Source organism: Synechococcus sp. R55.2, assembly GCF_047462075.1.
GTDB lineage: Bacteria > Cyanobacteriota > Cyanobacteriia > Thermostichales > Thermostichaceae > Thermostichus.
Genome location: NZ_JANSIH010000421.1, coordinates 1 through 16,335 on the forward strand (window position 1 = coordinate 1; position 16,335 = coordinate 16,335).

General features: G+C 59.1%; 15 protein-coding genes and 1 CRISPR repeat array. Of the genes, 8 read left to right on the forward strand and 7 right to left on the reverse strand.

The genetic code is table 11. The annotated features are described in order from the left end of the window. Positions 1-808: efflux RND transporter permease subunit (locus NW838_RS14110; protein WP_414428250.1), on the forward strand; the 808-nt coding region annotated here is incomplete at its 5' end. A gap of 42 nt (positions 809-850) precedes the next feature. On the opposite strand, the gene NW838_RS14115 is transcribed toward NW838_RS14110, so the two are convergent. Further along, the gene (locus tag NW838_RS14115; protein ID WP_414356049.1) at positions 851-1,171 is read right to left on the reverse strand and encodes a hypothetical protein; all 321 of its coding nucleotides are present in this window, start codon (positions 1,169-1,171) and stop codon (positions 851-853) included. Between the two features lie 524 nt (positions 1,172-1,695). Here NW838_RS14115 and NW838_RS14120 point away from each other — a divergent pair. Together NW838_RS14120 and NW838_RS14125 are read left to right on the forward strand one after the other, a co-directional pair. Next, positions 1,696-2,187, forward strand: coding sequence for a cytochrome c oxidase assembly factor Coa1 family protein (locus NW838_RS14120; protein WP_414428251.1), 492 nt, complete (start codon positions 1,696-1,698; stop codon positions 2,185-2,187). 80 nt (positions 2,188-2,267) lie between these two features. After that, entirely contained in the window at positions 2,268-3,815 is a 1,548-nt protein-coding gene (locus tag NW838_RS14125; protein ID WP_414428252.1) for a YcjF family protein, read from the forward strand. Here the strand turns inward: NW838_RS14125 and NW838_RS14130 are convergent. Further along, positions 3,812-4,126: a hypothetical protein gene (locus NW838_RS14130; RefSeq protein WP_414413118.1), complete on the reverse strand. Its 315-nt coding sequence runs from the start codon at positions 4,124-4,126 to the stop codon at positions 3,812-3,814. The genes NW838_RS14125 and NW838_RS14130 overlap by 4 nt on opposite strands. A 186-nt stretch (positions 4,127-4,312) precedes the next feature. Here NW838_RS14130 and rpsN point away from each other — a divergent pair, with 186 nt between their 5' ends. From rpsN to NW838_RS14150, 4 genes are all read left to right on the forward strand, one after another. After that, positions 4,313-4,618: a 30S ribosomal protein S14 gene (gene rpsN, locus NW838_RS14135; protein WP_011432985.1), complete on the forward strand. Its 306-nt coding sequence runs from the start codon at positions 4,313-4,315 to the stop codon at positions 4,616-4,618. Positions 4,619-4,675: 57 nt separating this feature from the next. Continuing rightward, the gene (locus NW838_RS14140) at positions 4,676-5,308 is read left to right on the forward strand and encodes a ribonuclease D (RefSeq protein ID WP_414344670.1); all 633 of its coding nucleotides are present in this window, start codon (positions 4,676-4,678) and stop codon (positions 5,306-5,308) included. A 438-nt stretch (positions 5,309-5,746) separates the two neighbouring features. Continuing rightward, positions 5,747-6,583 (forward strand): ABC transporter ATP-binding protein, encoded by an 837-nt coding sequence (locus NW838_RS14145; protein ID WP_414356054.1) that lies wholly within the window; start codon positions 5,747-5,749, stop codon positions 6,581-6,583. 76 nt (positions 6,584-6,659) lie between these two features. Next, complete coding sequence (locus tag NW838_RS14150) at positions 6,660-7,433, forward strand: ABC transporter permease (protein ID WP_414356055.1); 774 nt, start codon at positions 6,660-6,662, stop codon at positions 7,431-7,433. A 36-nt stretch (positions 7,434-7,469) separates the two neighbouring features. Here the strand turns inward: NW838_RS14150 and ald are convergent, their stop codons facing one another. The 3 genes from ald to NW838_RS14165 form a co-directional block, all read right to left on the reverse strand. Further along, entirely contained in the window at positions 7,470-8,558 is a 1,089-nt protein-coding gene (ald, locus tag NW838_RS14155) for an alanine dehydrogenase (protein WP_414428253.1), read from the reverse strand. A 335-nt stretch (positions 8,559-8,893) separates the two neighbouring features. Next, positions 8,894-9,539: direct repeats of the CRISPR family, unit length 37 nt; unit sequence GTTGATCCCTACCTTTTCCCCGCAAGGGGACGGAAAC. Between the two features lie 100 nt (positions 9,540-9,639). Further along, on the reverse strand, positions 9,640-10,752 hold the full coding sequence (locus tag NW838_RS14160; protein ID WP_414428254.1) for an LptF/LptG family permease: 1,113 nt from the start codon (positions 10,750-10,752) through the stop codon (positions 9,640-9,642). A 108-nt stretch (positions 10,753-10,860) separates the two neighbouring features. Continuing rightward, entirely contained in the window at positions 10,861-12,084 is a 1,224-nt protein-coding gene (locus tag NW838_RS14165) for a pentapeptide repeat-containing protein (RefSeq protein ID WP_414428255.1), read from the reverse strand. Between the two features lie 165 nt (positions 12,085-12,249). On the opposite strand from NW838_RS14165, the gene NW838_RS14170 reads away from it, so the two are divergent. Further along, a complete protein-coding gene (locus NW838_RS14170) occupies positions 12,250-14,070 on the forward strand; it encodes a DUF1565 domain-containing protein (RefSeq protein WP_414356062.1) in 1,821 nt (606 codons plus the stop codon). A 166-nt stretch (positions 14,071-14,236) separates the two neighbouring features. Here the strand turns inward: NW838_RS14170 and NW838_RS14175 are convergent, their stop codons facing one another. Together NW838_RS14175 and rbsK are read right to left on the reverse strand one after the other, a co-directional pair. Continuing rightward, positions 14,237-14,980, reverse strand: a complete 744-nt coding sequence (locus NW838_RS14175) for a response regulator (protein ID WP_414356063.1) — start codon at positions 14,978-14,980, stop codon at positions 14,237-14,239. A gap of 254 nt (positions 14,981-15,234) precedes the next feature. Further along, the gene (gene rbsK, locus NW838_RS14180) at positions 15,235-16,152 is read right to left on the reverse strand and encodes a ribokinase (protein ID WP_414356065.1); all 918 of its coding nucleotides are present in this window, start codon (positions 16,150-16,152) and stop codon (positions 15,235-15,237) included. Positions 16,153-16,335 lie beyond the last annotated feature (183 nt).

Consider the following 16,335-nt stretch of genomic DNA (forward strand, 5'->3'; position numbering starts at 1 on the left):
TGTGCAGAATGGGCAGCCCCTGCGCTTGGGGGATGTGGCCAGGTTGCAGATGGGGGAGGCCCCTGGGGAAATTCGCCGTCTCAACCAACGGCAGGTGGTCATTTTGAACGGCAGTCTTAGGGCCGGGGCCAGCCAAAGTGCCGCCATCGCCGAGCTGGATGGGATCTTATCCGGCTTGGAGTTGCCCCCCGGCGTGACCCGCCTGCCCAGCGTGGCTTTGGAAAACAACCGGGAGCTGCGCAATAACCTGCTGCTGCTGGGATCCCTGGCAGCTTTTTTGGTGTTTGTGGTGATGGCGGTGCAGTATAACTCCCTCCTCGACCCGCTGGTGATCATGCTGACGGTGCCCTTGGCTCTCTCCGGCGGGATCCTGGGCTTGTTCCTCACCCGCACGGCTGTGGGCGCTACGGTGCTGGTGGGGGCGGTGCTGCTGGTGGGCATTGTGGTCAACAACGCCATTTTGATGGTGGAGTTGGCCAACCAAATCCGGGAGGAACAGGGCTTGGATTACCGCAGTGCCATGCTAGAGGCTGCCCCGCAGCGGCTGCGCCCGATCCTGATGACCGCCGTGACGACGGTGCTGGGCCTGTTTCCCTTGGCCCTGGGCTGGGGAGAGGGATCCGAACTGCTACAGCCGCTGGGGGTTGTGGTCTTTTCCGGCCTTTCCCTGGCGACGCTGCTGACGTTGTTGGTGATCCCTTGCTTTTATGTGCTGCTGCATGGCGGGGAAAGCAAAACCTCAACTCCCTCTTTTCCCCAGCTAGCGGTTGCCCCACCCCCAGCCTTGTCCGAGACTTCCGGTCAGTAGCTGTGGTTGGCGTTGCTGATGGATTGGCGTTGTTGATCTCGGTTAGCTGACCTTGGGGTTAGGCTTAGGCACCAGTTTCAGCCCAGAAGGTTGGGGCTGTGCGTCCTCGGCTCTGTCCGGTACCAGGCGCAGGGGCGGGCCAAAGCGGCCAACCGCTATGGTGTTGTGCAAAGCCGGGATCTGGCGGATGGATTCCTGGCGTAGGCAGCGGTGCAAACGGCGCAGCAGAAACAGGTCGGCTTCGGAGCACTCCTCTCGGAATAGCCTCACGTTGAGTTCGTGTTCCTGAGCAGCAGTGAGCAGACCGGTCATCATGGCGGTTTGAATGATCTGCTGCACGGTCACGGTCGTCGCTTCATCCATAGGTTTATGCGGTTGGATTGAGACCTTTTGCTGCTCTTATTCTCGATAAATCCCCCTGATATTTACTCCGCCAAATAGCGGATTCGATATGCGCGCTTTGTCATCTTTCCCAATGTTCAGGAAATAGGGCTTTCCAGGTATCCATTGACTTTCTGATCCATCCAGATCCTATTCAGGCGAAAAGCTTGAAATCCTTGCTTCACAAGCCTTTCCAATCGAAGTGGGAGTAGAGCCAACAATTGGATACGTAGGGATCCAATCCTCACTGCAGTACAAAATTAGACTCAACAGTGAGTTGCTTGAACTTGCCAAAGAGGTGCTGATCCCATGATTTTTCGAGCTGTTGTTTGAGGCCGTAACAGATATCTGTGGCAATACGGAACTGAGAAGCGATGTTCGTCACCGACAAATGGCGTAGGGTTGCTTGGCTTTTTGTCTGTACCTTGTCGGCAATGAAGGCATAGAGGATGAGCACCAGCTTTGTGTTGTGTTAGTGTGGGGGCATTCTGTAGTGGCGATTGGCCGTGTCGGAAACTCCACAAACAGTCGGCTGTGCTGCCCCTCTGGGCTGCTGTGGCTGCGGCTGTCTGGGCCTACTGGCGGTGCTGGGCTTGGGGCTGGCGGGGGCAGGGATCCTGATCTGGAATGGGATCCGCACTTCGGGTGCCTATCGCACCTACCAGTTGGCGGTGGAGCAGCTCAAACAAAATGCTGTGGTGGTGGAACGTCTGGGGGAACCCTTGAGGCCGGGATGGCCCTCGCGGCTGCGTTTTCAGGAAAATGAGGAAGCGGGCTGGGTGTGTCTGTCTTTTTTGATTACAGGGGCCCAGCGCACCGGCGATGTGGTTGTGGAATCGGAGCGGGGCATGGCGGGCTCGGCATGGCAGTTGCGCCATCTGCAGGTGAAAGTTGACGGGGATCCGCAGGCCATTCCGGTCATTGAGGGGGGATCCCGCTGTGAAGAGGAAGAGCCGGATAGAGAAGCCCTGCCCCTGCAGCCAGAGGGCGACATCTAGGTAGCCGAATAGGCTCAGCCGCGGGTAGAGTCAAAAGGACTCCGTCCCGCTGACGCGAACGGTTGTGGCCTTGGATCCCTATGCGGTCGCTCCCTTACCTGCGCTTGCTGCTGTTGTTGGCGCTGTTGGCCTCGTTCACCGGCCTGATCGTTTGGCTAATCCAATCGTTTCTCGATCTGTACTACGCCACCCGTTACCACCCGATTTTGGGGGGGCTGTTGATCGGGGTGCTGCTGCTGCTGCTGCTGGTGTTTTTGGCCGCTGCCATCTACTACTTGTTTCTGTTTCGCCAACCCGCCCCCAGCAGGAGGGAAATTACCCAACCCCTTGCCTTGCCGGAGACGGCCTTGGACAAGCGGAAAGCGGCGCAACAGAACTTGGCCCAACTGGAGGCGCAGATGGCGCAAATCCAGGATCAGGTGGCGCGGGCAGCGCTGGCAGAACGGTCGGCCCTACTGGCCAAACAATTGGCCCAGCCCCAACTGAAGGTGGTGGTCTTCGGCACCGGGTCGGCGGGCAAGACTTCTCTGGTGAACGCGCTGCTGGGGCGGCGGGCGGGGGCGGTGGGGGCCACTCTGGGCACCACCCAGGCGGTAGCTTGTTACGATTGGAACTTGCCCGGGATCCCGCAGCCGGTGCAGATCGTGGATTGCCCCGGCATTTTGGAGATCGGCCCGGCAGGGGTGATGCGGGAACAGGAGGCGCAAGCCCAAGCCCAAGCTGCCGATCTGCTCCTAGTGGTGGTGGATGGGGATCTGCGCCAGTCGGAGGTAGATCCCTTGCGCCGGTTGATCGCCCTGGGCAAACGGGCCTTGCTGATCCTGAACAAAGCAGATCGCTACACCTCAGAAGAACGGCAGATCCTCTTGCAACGCCTGCGGGAGCGGGTTCATCCCCTGATCCCACCTCAGGATGTGTTGATGGCTGCCGCTGCTCCAGCCCCTGTACGGGTGGGATCCCAAACCTGGCGACCGGAGCCGGATGTGGCCGCCGTGCGGGATCGCGTGCAGGCAGTGCTCTATGCCGAAGGTGGATCCCTGGCCTTGGACAATGCTCTGCTGCAATCGCAACAGTTGGGGGAAGAGGCCAAGCGGATTCTCCAAGCCCAACTGCGCCGCCAAGCCGAGGAAGTGATCGATCGCTTTCAGTGGATTGTTACAGGAGTGGTGTTCGCCAACCCCATCCCGGCGGTGGATCTGCTGGCCATTGCCGCCATCAACGCCCAGATGGTGGTGGAACTGGGATCCCTTTACGGCTGCAAGATGGATCTGCAGCAGGGGCGGGAGCTGGCCTTGTCTCTGGCCAAAACCTTAGCCGGCTTGGGCTTGGTGGAAGGGGCGATCCAACTGACCACGGGGATCTTGGCCACCGTTGCCGAGGTAAGCGTCGTCGGTTTTCTGGCGACAGCCCCCATTCAGGCGGCCAGCGCCGGCTATCTCACCCGCATTGCCGGCAAGAGCTTCATTGAGTACTTCCAGCACAACCAAAGCTGGGGCGAAGGGGGGATGCAGGCGGTGGTCAAAGCCCAGGTGCAAAATACCCAAAAATCCGGTTGGCTCAAAGAGTTTGTCCGCGAGGCTTCCCGGCGCATCTTCCGAAATGGGATGGCCAACCCAAGGGATCCCTAATGGCCGCTCAGGGCAATATCGGTCGGCATAAAGGCCAGCTCCATTTGCGCCACATAATCGGCGTAGCTCAGTGCCGGCACGGTATCCCAATCCGCCAAGCCATGCATGCACTTCGACCATTGAATGAAGGCGGCAGGATAGATATAGGCCAAACTGGGATCCTGCAAAACCTCTTTGGGCAGTGGAGAGGCCGACTTCAGCACTGCCAACAGAGCCGGCGGCTTGTGGAGAATCACGCGCGTGGCCTCAATCTGCTCTGGGGAAACCCTAAACTTGGTGGCGATAAACGGGATCACTCTGGAAATGGCCATCACCCAACACCAACCTCGCCTATAAAAGTAGATTGCCCCGAAGCCGAAGGGCTGACTTCAGGGATCCCACGGAGACCGGAAAAACATGGGCAAGGATGGCCGTGGGCGGGCCTGGGATCCCCTTGCTTGGGGCCGCTGCTCCCCGTTATTCTAGTAAAGCTGAAAAATCTGGGGAAACAGTGAGCCGTGGCTAAAAAGAGCATGATCGAGCGGGAGAAAAAGCGCCAACGCTTGGTCGAGAAGTATCGGGAGAAGCGCCAACAACTGAAAGCGGCCATGGCCGATCCCAACATCGACCAGGCCACCCGCATGGAGCTGCACGCCCAACTGCAAAAACTCCCTCGGGCCAGCTCGCCCACACGCCTGCGCAACCGCTGCTGGAAAACCGGGCGTCCCCGGGGTTACTTCCGCGATTTCGGCCTGTGCCGCAACAGCCTGCGGGAAATGGCCCACAGAGGCTTATTGCCAGGTGTGGTCAAGTCTAGCTGGTAGTTGCCTGGCCTTCGCCGCTTGGTTATGCAGCCAAAACACCCTTTTGAGAGATCCTGAGTGGGCCTGCAACCTTTTCAGCTCTGTGACGAAGATCTCACCCCTGCAGTGGCAAAGGCCCTGGCCGGGGAACCCCACTTGGCCGTGGATACGGAGACGATGGGGTTGATCCCGCAGCGGGACAGGCTCTGCGTGGTGCAAATCGCCAACCCTGCCGGCGAGGTGGTGTTGTTGCGGTTGAGCCGTGGAGTAAAGCAGGCCCCCCTTCTGGCGGGGCTGCTGACGGATCCCAACATTGAAAAGATTTTCCACTACGCCCGCTTTGACCTGGCGATGCTGCGCTATCACCTGGGGATCCGGGCGTGGCCCGTCTTTTGCACCAAAATTGCCAGCAAACTGGCCCGCACCTACACCAGCAAGCATGGCCTCAAGGATGTGGTGAGCGAGCTGTGCGGGGTCGAACTCAACAAAACTGCCCAAAGCTCCGATTGGGGAGCCGTCCACGCGCTATCCGCCGAACAACTGGAGTATGCCGCCAACGATGTTCGCTATTTGATTCCGGTTCGCCACAAGCTGGCGGAGATGTTACGGCGGGAAGAACGCTGGGAGTTGGCACAGCGCTGTTTCCAACATTTGCCCACCTTGGTCGAGCTGGATCTGTTGGGCTTCAGTAACGTCTTTGAACATCAGTAGTCGGAGTCTTATTTGATAGATAGTTATAGATAGTTATAGTCGTTTCAGGTTAGGTTGAGACGCCAGGGCTACTGAGAAAGGCTTTCTGGCTTCGTGCATTATTGCTCCGCAACGCTGGCGCGACGACGCGACCAACGTTTTAGTGTGGGTGCAGTGTCTTAGTTTGCATCGAAATGACCATATTCTTTTGGATGACCGGATTCTCAGGGATCCCCCCTCTCCCGAAGCTGAAAATGGGGATACGTCACCGGCGCATAAAGTATCTGCCAACACAGTTGGCCGCCCTTCTCTTTGATGTAGTGAGGATGGGGCTGGTCGTACCAATGGGCTTCTCGAGATAAACCGGCCTGCAACCCTCATTGCTCCCGCCATCATCTGTCTGGATCAGGGGGATCAGCCCTCACTTGGGACACTATGAAAATCATTGGAGTTGAGTCAATGTTGGAGTCGCAGAGGGTGGTTCAAAGTGGGTTATCTTCCCCCGCTGTTTCGGGCAAGCCCGTTCTGGAGTTGCGCCACGTCTCGCTGCAGTACCCCACCAAGGGATCCCCAGTCACGATCATCCGCGACGTCAGCTTTTCTGTTGCCCACTCGGAGTTTGTCTCCATTGTTGGGCCGAGCGGCTGTGGCAAGACTTCTCTTTTGAAGATGATGGCCGGCCTGAACACTGACCATGGCGGCACCCTCTACTTTCAGTTGCAGCCCATCGCCGGCCCCCTGAAGAGTGTGGGCATGGCCTTTCAAAACCCGGTGCTGCTGCCCTGGCGCACAACCCTGGAGAACGTGTTGCTGCCGTTGGAGGTGGTAGAGCCCTACAAGCGCACCTTCAAGCAAAACCTGGCCCAGCACGAGAAGTCGGCGCTGGAGCTGCTGGCCACCGTAGGCTTGGAGGGTTTTCAGAAAGCCTATCCTTGGCAGCTTTCTGGGGGAATGCGGCAGCGGGCTTCCTTGTGCCGCGCTTTGATCCATCAGCCGGAGCTGCTGCTGTTGGACGAACCTTTTGCTGCTCTGGATGCCTTTACCCGCGAGGATATGTGGGAAATGTTGCAACGGCTGTGGATGCGCACCGGCTGCACTGCTATTCTGATCACCCACGATTTGCGGGAGGCGGTTTTCCTCTCCGATACCATTTATGTGATGGGGCCACGGCCTAGCGAGATCATCTTTTCCCTCAAAGTGGATCTGCCCCGTCCACGCCCGCTGGAGATCTGCCTGACGGACGAGTTTCACCGCTTGGTCTCGGAAGTGCGCCAGCACATTCGGCGCAGCTATTAGGCCAAAGAGCCCTTGATCCAAAAAATCTGGAAAGGTTTGCTGGACAGGTTACCGCGCATCTCTGCCGAGGGATCCCATGAAAAAATCATTTGACCGATTTTTGCAGACCCAAACGGCTTCTGTGGTCTTGCCCGCTGTCACCATCGTTTTGACCCTTGTGCTCTGGCAGGTGGGGGTGGGGCTGTTCAACGTTCCTCGCTTCATTCTGCCGGCGCCCACCCAGATCCTCGCAGCCATGAACCAGTGGAGCCCGGTGATTCTGCGTCACTCCCTAACCACCCTCACTTCGACGCTGCTGGCCTTTGCGCTGGCTTTGGTGGGGGGGATATTGCTGGGATCGATCATCGGCAGCTCCCGCCTGGCCCATCTGTGTTTGTACCCGCTGCTGGTGGGGTTTAACACCATCCCGAAGGTGGCTTTGGTGCCGCTGCTGGCGATTTGGTTTGGCTTGGGCCTGATCCCGGCGGTGATCACGGCCTTTTTGCTGGCCTTTTTCCCCATTGCAGTCAATGTGGCGGTGGGGCTGGAGACGGTGGAAGCCGAAATGCGGGATGTGCTGCGCTCGTTGGGGGCCAGCTCTTGGGAGATTTTCACCAAGGTGGGGCTACCCCACAGCATGCCCTACCTGTTTGCCTCGTTGAAGGTGGCCATCTCCTTTGCTTTTGTCGGCTCGGTGATCTCGGAGACGGTGGCTTCCAACCAGGGGCTGGGCTACCTGATCGTGTCGGCCAGCTCTTCTTTTGATGTGCCTTTGGCCTTTGCGGGTTTGGTTGCCCTCGGCATTATGGGCATTTTGCTCTACACCTTTTTTGCGGCTTTGGAGCGCTATGTCCTGTCCTGGCGACAGTAGATCTGCTCCAGGGGATCCCACCGATGCCTGAACAAGCTAGCCCAAATCTGGAAAAGTGGCCCGCACTGCCGGGTGGACGATCTTTCCTGCCCTGATGTTGAGCCCTTTGGCCAAGGCCGAGTCTTGTTCCAAAGCAGCGGGCAAGCCGAGATTGGCCAGCTTGAGGATGTAGGGGAGTGTGGCGTTGACCAGCGCTTGGGTCGAAGTCCAGGGAACGGCTCCGGGCATGTTGGGAACGCCGTAGTGTAGCACCCCGTAGGCTTCGTAAACCGGCTGGGCATGGGTGGTAACCCGTGTGGTAGCAATGCACCCCCCCTGATCCACCGCCACATCCACAATGAGGGAGCGAGGACGCATCTGGGCCACCAACTCTTCTCCCACCAAGACCGGCGCCCGCCTTCCCGGCACCAGCACTGCCCCTACCACCAGGTCGGCCTCGCGAACACACTCTTCCACGCTTTGGGCCGTGCTGTAGAGCAGCTCCACACGGGATCCAAAGAGCAGCTCCAGCTCGTTCAGCCGCTGCAGGTTGATGTCCAAAATCTGCACCCGCGCCCCCAAGCCTACGGCCATTTTGGCCGCCTCGGTGCCCACGGTTCCCCCGCCCAGGATCACCACCGGCCCCCGCGGCACCCCCGGGATCCCGCCCAGCAACACGCCTCGCCCCCCCTGTTGTCGGGTCAGGTAATGGGCGCCAAACTGCACCGAGAGCCGCCCGGCAATCATGCTCATGGGCATCAACAAGGGCAGGGATCCATCTGCCAATTCCACCGTTTCATAGGCGAGGCAGGTGGCCCCCGATTGCAACAGCGCCTGGGTCAGCTCGCGGCTGGCGGCCAAGTGCAAATAGGTAAACAGGATGAGGTCGGGATGGAGCAGAGGATACTCGGCAGGCAAGGGCTCCTTTACCTTCACCACCAGCTCCTGCCGGTAGATCTCCTCAGGAGTGACAGCCAGCTTGGCCCCCGCTTTTTGGTAGTCCTCATCCGTGAAGCCCGCCCCCTGGCCCGCTTGGGTCTCCACCCACACCTGGTGCCCCTGTTCGGTTAAGGCCCGCACCGCCGCCGGTGTCAGCCCGACACGGAACTCTTGCTCTTTGATCTCTTTGGGCACGCCAATTCGCATAGGGATCCCCGTAGGGCTGCTTTCCAGTCTAGACAGACTCTCCCCGCAATGGGATCCCTGGCCTGAGCAGGAGAGCGAAAATTGTAAAGTTTTGTGCGCGATCTGTCGGGGCAAGCAATCGCCAGGCTAATTTTGTTAGCTCAAGATTTCAAGGGCAAACCTAGATCTCTTGCCATGATTGGCACGAAAACAAGACATAACAGCCTCAGAAAGCCCAATTTTCTTGCTTGCGCTTATCCCCAAGAGCAATGTTAATATCTATGTCACGAAGTCTCCGTACTCCCTCGCGAACGCACCTTGAAAACTGCATGGATTCAAGCTTTTCCGGGGGTAGGGTTGATCCCTACCTTTTCCCCGCAAGGGGACGGAAACGTGCTTTGGTGGAGTTAGTCTAAATTATAGTTGCGTGTTGATCCCTACCTTTTCCCCGCAAGGGGACGGAAACCGCTCTTCGGATTCAGGGATGTAGAGGTTTTTGATGGCACGTTGATCCCTACCTTTTCCCCGCAAGGGGACGGAAACTTCGCAATTATACGGAGCGCTCGGTCACGCGGTGTACCTGTTGATCCCTACCTTTTCCCCGCAAGGGGACGGAAACTTAATCACTTCCTCAATTTGGCTTACCCAGCGCTTCAGGTTGATCCCTACCTTTTCCCCGCAAGGGGACGGAAACAGAGTGCTCTACGCTCCCTTACTCGGGCTACAAAACCACGTTGATCCCTACCTTTTCCCCGCAAGGGGACGGAAACGTTAGATTGACGAAAGTAGCCATAGTTTCCTCCGAGTTGATCCCTACCTTTTCCCCGCAAGGGGACGGAAACTTTCCGTAGATCTCCCAGTCGTAGAAGTCTACGACAATATCGTCTTGTTGATCCCTACCTTTTCCCCGCAAGGGGACGGAAACTCGAGAACAATGGCCACGGCCACTTGCGTGGTCTTCTGCTGTTGATCCCTACCTTTTCCCCGCAAGGGGACGGAAACCTGAGCTACGCGAGGCGAGAGGAGAGAGAAAGGAAAGTTGATCCCTGCCTTCTTCGAGACATCCTTGAGAACTGAGACTGGCGGATTCTAGGGTGGATCCCTAGCGCAAGAAGCGGGCCAAAAGCAGCAGGCCGAGGCCGCCGAAGAGGATGTTGAAGCTCCAGGCTGCCGCCCAAGGGGGAAGGGCTCCCACTTCTCCCAAGCTGCGAGACACGCTCAGAACCACGTAGTAGCCAAACACCAACAGGATCCCGAAGACGACGCCCCCGTAGCGTCCCACCCGCCGCGCGGTGGTGGATCCCAGGGGTAGCGAAATCAGCACGGCAAAAAAGCTGGCCAAGGGCAGGGAGAAGCGCATGTGGAACTCGGTGCGCAGAGCCTGAGTATTGAGATTGGAGCGGGCCAGGCGGGAAATCCGCTCTGCCAGCTCCGGCAAGCTCAACTCGCTGGGGGGAACCGGCGGCTGCATCAGGGCAGCCAGATCCTGAGAAACTTGCAACGGCTTGCGATGAAACGTTTGCTCGGCAATGCTGAGGCCGGTGGGGCCGTAAAGGTGGGTCGCTCCTTCGCTGAGGCTCCACTCCAGTCCATTCCACACTGCCTGAGCGGCCAAGGTCACTTCCGCCAACTGGTATTTGCCCCCCGGCAAGGGATCCACCCGCAAAATCGTAACATCTTGCATGGTATTCAACCGGGGATCCACTTGGCGGATGAAGAACCAGAGGTTGTCTTCGGTTTTGAAAAAGACATCGTATTGCACCGGGGTGGTGGCCTGGGCCAGCAAAGCTTGCTGATCGATCTGGCGGATTTGCTGTTTACTGGCTGGCAGCAGCACGTTGCTAATGAAAAAAGCGCTCAAGCTCATGGCCAACCCCACCAGCAGCAGGGGCCGGAAAATCCGGCTAAACGGGATCCCGGCTGCCCGCATAGCGGTGATCTCGCTGTTGCCGCTCAGCTTGCCCAAGGTGAGCATGGTGGCAAAGAAGGCGGCAATGGGCATGCCCAGCACCACCATCTCCGGCAGATCCAAAACCAAAAGACGCAACACCGTTAGAGGCGGGACGGATCCCTCGACCAGCCGCTCGGCCAGGGTAAACAACCGGCCCACCAGCAGCAGCAGGGTTCCCCCGGCAATACCGGCCAGCACTGGGGTGAGCATCTCCCCAAACAGATAGCGCTCCAGCAGCCAGAACTTGGTGAGCAACCGTGCCATGTTTGAGAATTGAAAGGGATCGCCCTCATCCCCAAGGGAGAGGCGAGTTGCAATAGCCGAAGAATCGGCGGCAAAAGCCCTGAACCAGGCTTATCGATTTATTCTCGCTCAAGGGCTTGGGGCAGGTGGGGGAAACGACTCCGTTTTGTCGGCAGGATCCAAACGCGGCTGAGGAGAGTTGAGGGGAGGTTCGGACGCGGGATCCAGCTCGGCACCCCAGGTGACCAGGTAGGCCCGCTGTTCGGGGGAAAGGCGGCGAGCCTGGCGGAAATCTGCCCCTGCCACGATAGCTCCGGTGTAGGCCCCGGTCTTAAAATCCGGCTTTTGCCCCGGCTGAGCGGGGGAAGCCGTCTGAGGGGATCCCACAAACAGCAAAGCGCGGTAGAGATCGGCCCCGCGCAGGTCGGCATCCCGCAAGTTAGCTCCGCACAGGTTGGTGTGGCTGAGATCGCAGCCGCTCAGGTTGGCTCTCTCCAGGCTGGCTTCGCTGAAATCCACCGCTCGCAACAGGGTGCCATGCAGGTCGGCTCCCTCCAGCATCGTGCCCAGGTTGACCACTCGGATGCCGTTCACGCGATCCCGCTGGTAACCCCCTTTGCCGTCCAGAATGGGTCGGCCCAGGTGTTGATCCCGCCGCAGAGGGCTGAGCAGGTTAGCGGTGGAGAGAAAGCGCAGGATCTTGGCTTTGCCGAAGCGATCCACCCCATTCAACAAAGCAGCCGTGCGCCCGGCAGCAATGGCCCGCTCCAGGGGCCAATCGTCCAACTGCCCATCGGGAGACAAGACCAGGTTGGAAATGCCTTCAAAGTAGGCGTCGATGGTCTGCTGCTGGGTGATGATATTCTGCTGAATGGTGAGATCGCGGGAGATGATGTACTGCCGCCAGGCGATGTAGGCGGCCAGGATGGCGATCAAGATCTGGCCTGTGGCCCCAAACACTTCTCCCAAAGCCCCAATCGCCTCCCAACTCAGGGATCCCAAAGCGGAAAACACCCCGCTCCCAGCAACCCCTCCCATCAGGGCCAAGCTGAGGGCCACTCCCGCCCAGGCCAATTGAGGCCAAGTGGTCAGCCACTGCCAAAGACGGCGTCCGATCTGAGCCCAAAGCGATGGCCCCCACCAGCCCGCCCGGCCCAGCCCAGCCAGCACCGCCCCCCAGCCCCAGCCCGGCTGAGCCATCAGCTTTCCCAAGAGCAGCAAGAAGGCCGGGATCCCCAACAGCAGCAGATGAATCAGGGGTTGCCACGGTGAGACCGGAGACAGCAGGATCCCGGATTCAAGCAGCGACGGCTCTTGGGGCAGATGTTCGGGGACAAGGGTTTTGTAGGTCATGGCGCAAGCAGGGAGGTTACTCTAGGGCTAGTGTTAGACTTGCAAAAAAAGCCTGCGTTAGTCCGTATTTGGAGTTGGCGGATAGGGCAGGATCCCGCCTACTCAGTTTGGTAGGATAACCTCGGCCTTTCTTCTCTAGCCCAGCCTGGTGTGAGGATAACCACCATGATCTCTTCCTTATTGTCCTTACTGCCTATTGGTCTGCAGAAATCCGGCGAACACCAATCTACAGGAGTCCTGCCCGGCTTGCGGGTGCAGCGTTACCGCTGGGCAATGCTGACGCGGCTGGCAACCTCTCTGATGCTTGGCACCACCTTACTGCTGACAGCAAAGTTGGATCCTGGCTGGGCGCAAACTTCCCTGGACACTGGTATTACCGGCGAGCAGACCCTGCCTCAAGCTCCCCCGCTCCCGGACAATCGCCCGGCCATTTTCGTGGATGCAGCCAACGGCAGCGATACCCGTGGGGATGGATCCCGCAATAACCCCTTCAAGACGATTACTTATGCCATTCAGCGGGCTGAGGCTGGCAGCGTCATTCAGCTTTTTCCCGGGGTATATAGCGAGGAGAGCGGCGAAACCTTCCCCATCCGTCTGAAAGCCGGCCTCACCTTGCGTGGGGACGAGTCCACCTTGGGAGAGGGCTATCTCATCACCGGCGGCGGTACCTACATGAGCCCGACCCTAGGCCGACAAAATGTTGCTCTGCTGGCAGAAACCGGCGCAGAAGTGCGAGGAATTACCCTGCGCAACCAAGGGCGGCGCGGCTATGCCCTCTGGGTCGAATCGGCCTCCCCGCGCATTCTCAACAACAGCTTTGTGGGCAGCATCCACGATGGGATCTTCATCGCTGGCGCTGCCAATCCCTGGGTGGAGGGCAACCGCTTCTATAAAAACGGGGCCAACGGCATTTCCGTCTTGGGCACCTCCCAGCCCACCATCGTCAATAACCTGTTCCAAGAAACCGGCTTTGGCCTCACCATCGACCAACGCTCGGCGCCTGTTGTGCGCAACAACCGCATTCTGCAGAACCGTACCGGCGTGGTTGTCGGGGGCAGCTCCAGGCCCATCCTGCGCAACAATCTCATCGCCCAGAACTTGGAGACCGGCCTCACCGCCATCACCACTGCCCAGCCGGATTTGGGCACGGCCACGGATCCCGGCAACAACATCTTTGAGGGCAACGGCCAATACGACATCCACAACGCCACCCGCGGCCTGCGCATCAATGCCAACGGCAACCAACTGCGGGGCAAAGCCAAAGGGGATCTGGATCTGTCCGGTCAAACCACCGTTGCCGCCCTTCCCGACAGCGCTCCCCGCCCCATTGCTCCTGGCACTTTGGCTCTGCCCAGTGCCCCGTCCCAGCCGGCTACTCCCAGGGATCCCCGGCCAGCCGCTGAGACCCCCTCCACCTTACCGGTTGTGACGGTGCCCCAGTCTACTGCCCCGGTTCCCCCCTCTCCGCCCCAAGGATCCGGAGGGCGCATCTTGCCAGATCCCTCCAGCCCTCAGGCAACTCCCCAGCCCCAACCTCCGGGGGAGCAGTTTGTGGCTGTCCCCTTCACCCCCGATGGCTCTACCACACCTGCCCAGCCGGCTGACCCTGTTCCCAGGCCACCGTCGGCTCCCCTCACGGATATCACCACCCTCCTGCCTCCGCCGGCCCGTCGCTCATCGGCAGGGATCCCGGCCACTCCCTCTGCTCCCACTACAACTCCAGTTGCCCCCCCTGTGGCTGCTGTGGGTAACGACTCCGTTTCGCCAACGCGAACGGCAACTCAATTTCGCGTGTTGGTGACCCCCAAAAGCAGCGATGACTTGAACCGATTGCGGCAGCTCATCCCCGACGCGGTGGAAACGGTTTTCAACGGCAGAACGGTGTTGCAGGCTGGCCTGTACGACAGTCGCAGCCAGGCCCAGTCGGTCTTGGATCGGCTGTTGGATGCCGGCTTTGAGGCGGTTGCCGAGATGATTTTCCGCTAGCGACCCCCCACACTGCCGGCTTGCTTCTCCATAGCGGTACGAGGGAGCTTTGATCCCAGTTCTTCGGCGGGGTGGCCAGCCATTGAGCCCAAGTCTCCTTGGTCGCTGGCAAGGGAATTGACTACAAGTGCTTGCCAAGAGCGATGACGGCTCGAACACCCCCTCTCTAGTCCAGCGGATCCAGTCGGTAGCGGCTGAGCCAGTGATCCAAATGCACTTCCTCCTCATCCAGCAGTTGGGCGTTGATCAACCCCCGTTTGAAAGCAAGGCGGATGGCTCGCGCCCGCAAGCTGAAAGTGGTTCCCCACTCGTCGCTCTCAATTTGGTCGTTGCTGACTTCTAACTTGTCGTAGAGGTTGCGCAGACGGTTGGTTACCCCTCGGCGGGACAAAAAGCGCCGTGCAGCAATGGCTTGGTCGGTGAGGCCGAGGGCAATGTCGATCAACACTTCGTACTCGGCATCGCTGAGACCGGTGATTTTGTTTTGTGAACGGGAATCGACCCCGCGCACCTCTCGGTCGATCACGCATTGCTCATCCTGCACCACCGCTTGGATGGCGCTGACCAATTTTTCATCGGTGCAATTTTTCAAAAGGTAGCCATAGACGGTTTGCGGAGGCACGATCTTGTGCAGCTCCCGCACATAGACTTCATCGGCAAAATGCGACCAAAAAATGATGCGCGTGCTGGGGCACTCTGACCAAACCTGCCGCGCTACCTCGATCCCGGTCATCTCAGGCATGCGAATGTCCATCAACACAAAGTTGGGGTGGTGCTGACGGTAAAGTTCCAACGCCTCTCGGCCATTCGAGGCCATGTATACCGGGCCGAACTCAGGCAAATGTTGCGTCAGTAGGCTATGGACATGCTGACGGTAAAGAGCGTCATCTTCAGCAAGGAGGGTACTCACAGGCCTTTATCAGAGTTACCGAATACTTTCTTTTCACTTCCTAACTCTAAAAACACCCACAAGGGAAGGCAAGGCACTATTGAGCAGTACTCAAAAGGAGCAAGGGATCCCCTCCACCGGCGATGAGTAGCGGCTCAGGAAAAGGAGTTCGTCCCGCTCTCGTCCTGTGGACGGTGCGGTTTCCCCTAGCACCCACGCAAACGGCCAATGAACTTCTCCACCGCAGACGTCGAAAACTTTTGATAAGCAGCAGTCTATGCTGTTTCTACGGCAGAGGCCAAAAATGCCTCAATCTCAGAGCGCTGGGGCAAGCTAGGTTGGGCTCCCGCACGGGTTACGGCCAAAGCAGCGGCGGCATTGGCAAAACGCAGGGCTTCCCTCAGGGATCCCCCGGCAGCCAAACAAGCAGCTAAGGCCCCACAAAACCCATCTCCGGCAGCGGTGGTATCCACCACTTCCACAGGATGAGCGGGCCAATGGCCACTTTCTTCCCCATCTGCCCAGACCAGCCCTGCCCCTCCCAAGGTGAGGATAACGGCTGGGATCCCGTGTTTCTGCAGTTCTTGAGCCACCTTTTGGGCTTGTTCCGGCGTCTCCACAGGGGATTGGGCAAGGGCAGCCGCTTCGGTTTCGTTGAGCACCAAGTAGCGAACCTGGCGCAACAGGGATCCCGGCAATGGCACGATGGGCGCAGGGTTGAGCAAAATCGGGATCCCTTGGGCAAAGGCTTGTTCTGCTGCAGCTTGCACGGTGGGCAGGGGGATTTCCAGTTGCAGCAGGAGCAGGGCCGCCGGGGTAAAGGGAGGCAAATGCTCCGGCATATAGCGACCATTGGCCCCAGGGCTGACCACGATTCTGTTTTGCCCGCCGGGATCCACTGTGATCAAAGCTAGGCCGCTGGGCCCCTCCAACTGCCTCAGGTGGCGGGTATCCACGCCGTTGTGCTCCAGGTTTTCTTGGAGCAGATGCCCAAACCCATCGGATCCCACTGCTCCCCACATCTCTACTTGGGCTCCCGCCCGCGCCGCTGCCACCGCTTGATTGGCTCCCTTACCGCCAGGGTAGGTGGCGTAGTCGGATCCCAGCACCGTTTCGCCAGGGCCGGGATGATGGGGCACCCGCACCACCAAATCCATGTTCAAGCTACCCACCACTCGGATTGGGCCTGCCATCGGGCTTGTGGGGAAATCCTGTTGGAAAAGCAGAGATCTAGAGATCTTTGGTTTGGATCCCTGGGCAGCTATTGTATCAGCCGCCGGTCTTGGCCAGGGATCCCCTCGAGCGCCCTACCACGCGGCAAGGGCTGATAGCAGTCGTGGTTTTTATTACCATCTATTTCAACTGATCGCGCTAGC

Coding starts and splice junctions, on each gene's coding strand:
- NW838_RS14115 (WP_414356049.1), bottom strand. CDS start 1,171: ATGGATGAAGCGACGACCGTGACCGTGCAGCAGATCATTCAAACCGCC.
- NW838_RS14125 (WP_414428252.1), top strand. CDS start 2,268: ATGCGGTCGCTCCCTTACCTGCGCTTGCTGCTGTTGTTGGCGCTGTTG.
- NW838_RS14130 (WP_414413118.1), bottom strand. CDS start 4,126: ATGGCCATTTCCAGAGTGATCCCGTTTATCGCCACCAAGTTTAGGGTT.
- NW838_RS14145 (WP_414356054.1), top strand. CDS start 5,747: ATGTTGGAGTCGCAGAGGGTGGTTCAAAGTGGGTTATCTTCCCCCGCT.
- NW838_RS14150 (WP_414356055.1), top strand. CDS start 6,660: ATGAAAAAATCATTTGACCGATTTTTGCAGACCCAAACGGCTTCTGTG.
- ald (WP_414428253.1), bottom strand. CDS start 8,558: ATGCGAATTGGCGTGCCCAAAGAGATCAAAGAGCAAGAGTTCCGTGTC.
- NW838_RS14160 (WP_414428254.1), bottom strand. CDS start 10,752: ATGGCACGGTTGCTCACCAAGTTCTGGCTGCTGGAGCGCTATCTGTTT.
- NW838_RS14165 (WP_414428255.1), bottom strand. CDS start 12,084: ATGACCTACAAAACCCTTGTCCCCGAACATCTGCCCCAAGAGCCGTCG.
- NW838_RS14170 (WP_414356062.1), top strand. CDS start 12,250: ATGATCTCTTCCTTATTGTCCTTACTGCCTATTGGTCTGCAGAAATCC.
- rbsK (WP_414356065.1), bottom strand. CDS start 16,152: ATGGCAGGCCCAATCCGAGTGGTGGGTAGCTTGAACATGGATTTGGTG.